This is a genomic window from Streptomyces spongiae (assembly GCF_009377185.1).
Classification (GTDB): Bacteria; Actinomycetota; Actinomycetes; order Streptomycetales; family Streptomycetaceae; genus Streptomyces; species Streptomyces spongiae.
Genome location: NZ_VJZC01000466.1, coordinates 1 through 8,065 on the forward strand (window position 1 = coordinate 1; position 8,065 = coordinate 8,065).

Sequence of the window (8,065 nt, forward strand, 5' to 3'; positions counted from 1 at the left end):
GCGTAGGGGGGATGCCCCTGCCTCCCACGGGACGGGCCGGCGGAGCCGGGAGGCCGCCGGCCCGAGTGTGTGGGGCCTGGACTTTCCCGGGTTGCTCAGCCCGCGCTGACCTTGAGTTCCTTGACGCCGTTGATCCAGGCGGAGCGCAGGCGCCGTGGGTCGCTCGCCAGGCGGAGGTTGGGCAGGGCGTCGGCGACCGCGTTGAAGATCAGGTCGATCTCCAGGACGGCCAGGGACTTGCCGAGGCAGAAGTGCGGGCCTCCGCCGCCGAAGCCGAGGTGCGGGTTGGGGTCGCGGGTGATGTCGAAGAGGTCCGGGTTCTCGAAGACCTCGGGGTCGTGGTTGGCGGCGGCGTAGAAGAGCCCGACCCGGTCGCCCTTCTTGATGGTCTGCCCGCCGAGTTCGGTGTCCTGGGTGGCGGTGCGCTGGAAGGAGTTGACCGGGGTGGCGAAGCGGACGATCTCCTCGGCGGCCGTCGCCGGGCGCTCCCGCTTGTAGAGCTCCCACTGGTCGGGGTGGGTGAGGAAGGCGTGCATGCCGTGGGTGATGGCGTTGCGGGTGGTCTCGTTGCCCGCGACCGCCAGCATCAGTACGAAGAAGCCGAACTCGTCGGAGGCGAGGCTGCCCTCGTCCTCGGCGGTCACCAGGGTGGTGACGATGTCCTTGGCCGGGCACTGCTTGCGGTCGGCGGCCATGTTCATGGCGTACGCGATGAGTTCGGTCGCGGACTCCTGGCCGACCTCCTCGGTGATCGCGTACTCCGGGTCGTCGTACGAGATCATCTTGTTGGACCAGTCGAAGATCTTGGCGCGGTCGTCCTGCGGGATGCCGATGAGCTCGGCGATGGCCTGGAGGGGCAGTTCGCAGGCGACCTGGGTGACGAAGTCGAACGGACCGGGCTGTGCCAGGGCTTCCTGGGCGATCCGGTGGGCCCGGTTGCGCAGGGCGTCCTCCAGGGCGCGGATGGCGCGCGGGGTGAAGACGCGCTGCACGATCCCCCTGACCCGGGTGTGCTCGGGCGGGTCCATGTTCAGCAGGATCAGCCGCTGGGCGTCGATGGCGTCGCGTTCGATGTGCTCGTTGAAGCGGATGATCGCCGTGTTGAGGTAGGAGGAGAAGAGTTCCGGGTGCGTGGAGACGTACTTGACGTCCGCGTGCCGGGTGACGGCCCAGTAGCCGTCGTCGTCGAAGCCGGCCAGGCCGTGCGGCTGTGCGATCCAGCGGACCGGTTCGGCCCGGCGCAGTTCGGCGTACTCCGGCAGCGGAACGCGGTGGTGCAGCAGGTCGGGGTCGGTGAAGTCGAACCCGTCGGGCAGCGCTGGACAGGGCATGGGCGACTCCCGTCGTTCTGACGGTCCATCAGTTATGGGTGCCGTGACGGTAGTAACGGGTTCTACAACTCGCAAGAGGTGCGGGAGCCTCAATTGCGTGCGGAACTCGTGCAGATCAAGTCTTCGGGGCCTGTTCGTGGCCGCTGGTGGCTGCACGACCCTTGCGGCGACGGACACACCGTCAGCACACTGCCAGCAGAACTAGAACGCGTACTAGTTCTGCGTGGCGGGTCGGGCCGGGACGCCCCGCGCCGCGCGGGTAGCCGAGCAGAGGAGCCTCCATGGCCGCGGAACCCGTGATCGTCGAAGCCGTACGCACCCCCATCGGCAAGCGCGGCGGCGCGCTCGCCAACCTGCACCCCGCCTATCTCCTGGGCGAGACCTACCGTGAACTCCTCGGTCGCACCGGCATCCAGGCCGACTGCGTCGAGCAGATCGTCGGCGGCACGGTGACCCACGCCGGCGAGCAGTCCATGAACCCGGCCAGGACCGCCTGGCTGACCATGGGCCTGCCGTACGAGACCGCGGCCACGACCGTGGACTGCCAGTGTGGCTCCTCCCAGCAGGCCTCGCACATGGTGGCCAACATGGTCGCGGCCGGCGTCATCGACGTGGGTATCTCGTGCGGCGTCGAGGCGATGTCGCGGGTGCCGCTGGGATCGGGGTCCAAGCACGGGCCGGGGAAGCCCTTCCCGGACGAGTGGAACGTGGACCTGCCGAACCAGTTCGAGGCGGCGGAGCGGATCGCTCGGCACCGGGGCCTGACGCGGGAGAACGTCGACGCGCTGGGGCTCGCCTCCCAGGAGCGGGCGGCCGTTGCCTGGGCGGAGGAGCGCTTCAAGCGGGAGACCTTCGCCGTCCAGGTCCCGACCACGGAGGACGAGCAGCGGCTCGGGCAGGGCATGTGGCGCCTGGTCGACCGGGACGAGGGGCTGCGCGACACCTCGCCGGAGGCACTGGCACGGCTGAAGCCGATCATGCCGACGGCGGTGCACACGGCGGGCAACTCGTCCCAGATCAGCGACGGCGCGGCCGCCATCATGTGGGCCTCGAAGCGGATGGCGCGGGCGCTGAAGCTGAAGCCCCGGGCGCGGATCGTGGCCCAGGCGCTGGTGGGCTCGGACCCGCACTTCCACCTCGACGGACCGATCGACGCGACACGGGCCGTGCTCGGCAAGGCGGGCATGACCCTGAAGGACATCGACGTCGTGGAGATCAACGAGGCGTTCGCGTCGGTGGTGTTGAGTTGGGCGCAGGTCTTCGAGCAGGGCCTGGAGAAGGTGAACGTGAACGGCGGCGCCATCGCGCTGGGTCACCCTGTGGGAGCGACGGGCGCCCGGCTCATCACGACCGCGCTGCACGAACTGGAGCGGGCGGACAAGGAGTTCGCCCTGATCACGATGTGCGCGGGCGGCGGCCTGGCCACCGGCACGATCATCCAGCGGCTGTAGTCGCGGCCGTCCGGGCGAGGAAGGTGCTGAACGCGGCGGGGCCCAAGGTGAGGTGGGGCCCCGCCGTGCTGCTGCTGTTCCTCGACGCGCTCAACTGGCGCTGCCCTCGGTGACCATGACGGTGAGTTTCCTGTGCCCGGAGCCGTTTGATCGAGATCGTGTTACTGACACCATCCCGCCCGAACTGAACCCGGCCGCCGACCCCTTAGTGCTCCTGGGCGTCGCCGCGAGTGCCACCGAGCGCGTTCTCCTTGGAGCCCACGCCGAGGAGTACGAGGCCGCGGGCCAGGACTTCACTCGCCGTGGAGCCAGAATGAACGAACTGCTCGACGCTCTGGAGGCCATCTGGACCACCGACCCGGCCGCATACCAGGGTGAGTTGGTTTCGGTGCCCCTGCACCACTCTCCGCTCAAGCCGGCACGGCGCCCACGCCCACCGTTCTACCTGGGCGCGCTGTCCGAGCGGGCGCTGCGCCGGGTGGCCGAACGCGGCGACGGCTGGCTGCCGTTGTGCGTGGTGCCGAGCTACCTGGACATCGACGGTCTGGTGGCCCAGCGGGCGGTCATCGACCGGTTGGCCCGGGAGGCCGGCCGGGATCCGTCCGCGACTCGATGTACGCCGTCCACAGCGTCGACGGAGCCATCGCCTTCGCCGCCGAGGTGATCGAACTGGCAGCGAAGGGCTGGTGCCGGCCGGCGAGACGGGCTGACGACGGCTGGAGGACGCGGCGGGACGGGGCGAGTGCCTGCCTCAGCAAGGCGGGCGGTACCTCTGCTGGGCGAAGTACTGGCGCCATTCCGCGCGGGTGAGGGCGGGGTCGGCGGTGTCGCAGACCCGGGTGGCGACGCGCCCGACGTCGGGGTCCCACAGCAGGGCGGTCCAGTCCTCGCTGCCGGAGGCGAGGGTGCGGCCGTCGGGGCTGAAGGCGAGGGTGTCGACCGGCTTGGTGTGGCCCGTCAGCAGGGCCAGTTCCCGGGCGCCACCGCCACCGGTCAGGCCGTACAGCCGTACGGTGTGGTCGGAGCTCGCGGCGGCCAGCGTCCGCCCGCCCGGGGCGAAGGCGACCGACATGACGCCGTCGGTGTAGCCGGCCAGCCGGGCTCGGGAGACCGGACGGCGTAGGTCGGTGAGGTCCCAGAGCCGCAGGGTGCGGTCCTCGCTGCCGGTGGCGAGGGTACGGCCGTCGGGACTGAACGCGACCGACTTGACCGCGCCGGTGTGCCGGGCGAGGACCGCCAGGCGGGCGGGACGCCGTCGCCCCGCCACGTCCCACAGGACCGCCGTACTGTTGCGCGCGGCCACGGCCAGGGTGCGGCCGTCGGGGGAGAACGCCACGGAGTCCACGGCGGCGGATCCCGGCATCGCGGCCAGAGGACGGGGGCTCCGTACGTCCGTCGCGTCCCACAGTCGCACCCGGCCCCCCTCGCCACCCGTGGCCAGGGTGCGGCCGTCGGGGCTGAACGCTACCGAGTTGACGTGGCCGACCCGGCCGGGCACGGTGCGCAGCAGACGGGCACGGGACGCCGGTGCCACGCTCCACAGCCGTAGCATGCCGTCGGCACTGCCACTGGCCAGGGCGCGCCCGTCCGGCCGGAAGACCACGGAGTTGACGGGGCCCGTGTGCCCGGGAAGCAGGTCGAGCCGCCGGGGGCGGCGCGTGTCCGTGAGGCTCCACAGGCGCACGCTGCGGTCGTAGCTGCCGGTCGCCAGGAGACGTCCGTCCGGGCTGAAGGCGACGGAGTAGACCGAACTGCTGTGGCCGGTCATCGCCGGCCCGGGAAGGTCCCACAGACGTGCGGTCTGGTCCTCGCTGCCGGTGGCCAGCGTGCGGCCGTCGGGACTGAAGGCCAGCGAGCCGACGCTTCCGGTGTGGCCCGTGAGGACGGCCGGCGCACCCGCGGGACCCGGTCCGGACACCTCCCAGCGGCGTACGGTGCCGTCGACGGCCGCGGAGGCCAGGGTGCGGCCGTCCGGGCTGAAACCCACGGCGTTGACCGCGTCGGTGTGCCCGGTGAGCCTCTCCGTCTCGCGGGCCCGGCCCGGCCCGGTCACGTCCCACAGCCGCACCGTGAAGTCGGTGCCGCCGGACGCCAGCGTGCGGCCGTCCCGCGCGAACGCGAGCGCCTTCACCTCACCGGTGTGGCCGGCCGCGGCCGACAGCTCCCGCAGCCGATCGCCCGACGCGGACACCTCCCACAGCCGCACCGTACGGTCGGTGTGGCCCGTGGCCAGCACGCGCCCGTCCCGCCGGAACGCCACCGCCGTCACGGGCGCGGGCACCCGCCGCGTGGCAAGGGCGCGCGGCCGGCGCGGATCCGACAGCAGCCACACCCGGATCTCCCCACGGGTGGCCTCCGCCAGGACGCGCCCGCCGGGGCCGAAGCCGAGCCCGACGGCCGGGCCCCCACCGGCCGGCAGGCGCGCCGCGAGCCGGGGGCGGCGGGGGTCGTCGATGTCCCACACCCCGACCGTCCCGGCCTCGTCCCCCGCGGCCAGAAGACGGCTGTCGGGGCTGACGACGACCGTACGAACGGGGCCCGACAGGCGAGGCAACGCGCTCAGCTCACGCGGCCGGTGGGGATCCGTGGCCCGCCACAGACGCACGGTCCGGTCACTGTCGCCGGTGGTCAGCACCCGGCCGTCGGCACTGAACGCCACCGCCGTGACGGCGCTCGCCCGCCCCGGCAACTGCGTGGCGTACGGCGTGGCGAAGGTGCTGAGCAGACTGCTCCGGGCCTCGGGAGTGGGCGACAGACGGTAGGCGGCCAGACTCAACTGGGCGGCCAGAGCGGGACTGGTGGCCCGCAGCGCCGCGGCCTTCTCGGCGGCCCGCTGCGAACTGGCGGCGTCGCGCTGCCGGTCCGCCGCCCGCTGCGCCCGCACGGCGAAGACCGCGGTGGTGCTCGCCAGCACGAGGAGGACGGTCAGCAGCGCCACCGCTCCACGCCGGAGCCGGGCGCGCTGCCGCGCCGCCGCCCGTTCGGCCGCCCGGGCGGCCAGACTCGCGTCGAGGAACTCCCGCTCCTTCACGGACAGGGATGCGCGGTCGAGCGCCACCGCCATGTCCAGGCGCGTACCGCGGTACAGCGCACCGGGATCCCCGCCCAGCGCTTCCCAGGTCTCGGCCGCGCCGGTGAGCTGACGCAGCGTACGGATGGCCTCGCGGTCCTCGGTCAGCCATCCGTGCAGTCTGGGCCAGCACCGGATCAGGGCCTCATGGGCCAGCTCCACCCGCTCGTGGTCCAGCGTCAGCAGCCGCGCTCCGGCCGCGCGGTCCAGCACCGCGTCCGTGCCGCCGCCGGCGCTCCCGGCCAGCCCCTCCAGTTCCTCCAGACGCGCCGGGCGCCGGGTGTCCTCCGTGCCCTCTCCCAGCGCGGTCAGCCGTACGAACACCCGGCGGGCCAGCTTCCGTTGCTCCGGGTCCAGCCGCTGGTAGAACTCCTCCGCGGTGCGCGCCAGGCCGCCCTCCAGCCCGCCCGCCGCCTCGAACGCCCCCAGCGTCAGCGCGTTGCCGCGCCGCCTGCGCCAGGTCTGGAGCAGTGCGTGCGACAGCAGCGGCAGCACCCCGGCCTGGCCGTGAGCCTGCGCCGTGAGTGACGCCAGCAGCGCGCCCTCGACGGTCAGCCCGGCCTGCTGGGCGGGCCTCACCACGGCCCGGCGCAACTCGTCCAGGCTCATCGGCCCGACCGGCACCTGCGCGTCGCGCATCGCCTCCACCAGCGGCGAGCTGTGGGTGCAGTGCGCGTAGAAGTCGGCGCGCACACCCAGCGCCACCCGGCATCGGCCGCCCTCGTCCGAGGCGGCGGTCACCAGGGCCTCGACGAAGCGGTCCCGCTCGACGTCGTCCGGACACAGGGTGAAGATCTCCTCGAACTGATCGACGACCAGGACCGCCTCGTCGTCAACGGCCCCGGAACGGACGGCGACCTGACGCACCAGACGGCCGAGGTTCGCCGGGTCCCGTCTCAGCTCCTCGTACAACCCGCCCGGAGCGACCCCCGCCAGCGCCCCCAGCCGCACGGCACACTCCTCCAGCGGCCGCGGCCCCGGCGTCAACACCACCACCGTCGTCGCCGCGGCCCGCAGGCGCGGCACCAGACCCGCCCGCAACAGCGACGACTTGCCCGACCCCGAGGCCCCGATCACCACCACGAACCGCTGCCGCTCCAGCCGTTCGGCCAGCTCCTCCACCAGCCGTTCCCGGCCGAAGAACCACTCCGTGTCCTGCTCCCGGAACGAGCGCAGACCCGCGTACGGCGGAGGCGTGCCGGACTCGTCCTCCGGGTCGAGGGCGGGGTGCCACTCGCCGAGCCGCTCCGCCGCCTCCCGCCAACGGCGCTCCCACTCCTCCACGTCCCCGTCACAGGCGCGCACGTACGCCAGCGTCACCGCCAGCGTGGGCAGCCGCTGCCCGGACGCCGCGGAGGACAGGGTGGAGATCGAGTAGTGCGCCTGCTCCGCCAGCCTCCGGTAGGGCGGATTGCCGGCCTTCTGCCGCAGGTGCCGCAGCCCCGCGGCCAACTCCCGTAACGGACCGTCCCCCGCGTCCAGCGGTCGCTCCCTGCGCGGCATCGCCGCACCTCCCCCTTTGGGTTCCCCGTTCCCCCAGGTCGCAGTGGTCGCTGCGTGCGGACATTTTTCAGGAGTTGTTTGTTCGACACCAGTGACCGAACGCGAACAATGTCGGGGCCGCTACACCTGGAGGCCGCACAGGGCAGGAACTCCCAGGAAGGACGGATCACATGAGGCGAAACAGGCTCGTACTCGCGGCGGCGGGGGGCGCGCTCGCGCTGAGCGGTGCACTGGGCACGCAGGCCGTTGCCGCGGACGCGGGAGGGGTCACCGTACTCGCCGCCCAGACGTTCAAGAACCAGGCCACGGGCCTCTGTATGGACGACAGCGACCGCGGGTTCCGTACCGTGGCGTGCCACGGCGGCGCGACCCAGCAGTGGAACGTGCACGTCTGGAACGACGGCACCCGCCAGCTGAAGAACGTCGCCACGGGCCGCTGCGCCGACGACAGCAGCGCCGGGTTCCGTACCTGGACCTGCTGGGCCGGGTCGGACGCGCGGTCCAAGAACCAGAGCTGGTACGTGCACCGGTGGAACGACGGCACCATCCAGTTCAAGAACCAGGCGACCAGCCGCTGCGCCGACGACAGCAGTGCCGGGCTGCGTACCTGGACCTGCTGGCCCGGATCGGACGCGCGGTCCAAGAACCAGAGCTGGTTCTGACGCCTGCCGAGGGGGCCCGGGACCGCCGGCGCCGGCCGGTGTACGGCC

The 8,065-nt window shown here is 72.6% G+C and carries 5 protein-coding genes; 3 read left to right on the forward strand and 2 right to left on the reverse strand.

Annotation, left to right across the window (positions count from 1 at the left end; translation table 11 throughout):
- Positions 1 to 95: 95 nt before the first annotated feature.
- Positions 96 to 1,331, reverse strand: a complete 1,236-nt coding sequence (locus FNH08_RS38310) for a cytochrome P450 (protein WP_152776138.1) — start codon at positions 1,329 to 1,331, stop codon at positions 96 to 98.
- Between the two features lie 281 nt (positions 1,332 to 1,612).
- Between FNH08_RS38310 and FNH08_RS38315 the strand changes: the two genes are divergently transcribed.
- Positions 1,613 to 2,782 carry a steroid 3-ketoacyl-CoA thiolase gene (locus FNH08_RS38315; RefSeq protein ID WP_152776139.1) on the forward strand — a complete coding sequence of 390 codons (1,170 nt, stop codon included), beginning with the start codon at positions 1,613 to 1,615 and terminating at the stop codon, positions 2,780 to 2,782.
- A 115-nt stretch (positions 2,783 to 2,897) separates the two neighbouring features.
- The gene (locus FNH08_RS54195; protein WP_152776140.1) at positions 2,898 to 3,446 is read left to right on the forward strand and encodes an LLM class flavin-dependent oxidoreductase; all 549 of its coding nucleotides are present in this window, start codon (positions 2,898 to 2,900) and stop codon (positions 3,444 to 3,446) included.
- 87 nt (positions 3,447 to 3,533) lie between these two features.
- On the opposite strand, the gene FNH08_RS38325 is transcribed toward FNH08_RS54195, so the two are convergent.
- Positions 3,534 to 7,355: an nSTAND1 domain-containing NTPase gene (locus FNH08_RS38325; protein ID WP_152776141.1), complete on the reverse strand. Its 3,822-nt coding sequence runs from the start codon at positions 7,353 to 7,355 to the stop codon at positions 3,534 to 3,536.
- A gap of 170 nt (positions 7,356 to 7,525) precedes the next feature.
- Between FNH08_RS38325 and FNH08_RS38330 the strand changes: the two genes are divergently transcribed.
- Positions 7,526 to 8,017 carry an RICIN domain-containing protein gene (locus tag FNH08_RS38330; protein ID WP_152776142.1) on the forward strand — a complete coding sequence of 164 codons (492 nt, stop codon included), beginning with the start codon at positions 7,526 to 7,528 and terminating at the stop codon, positions 8,015 to 8,017.
- The last annotated feature ends 48 nt before the right edge of the window (positions 8,018 to 8,065 follow it).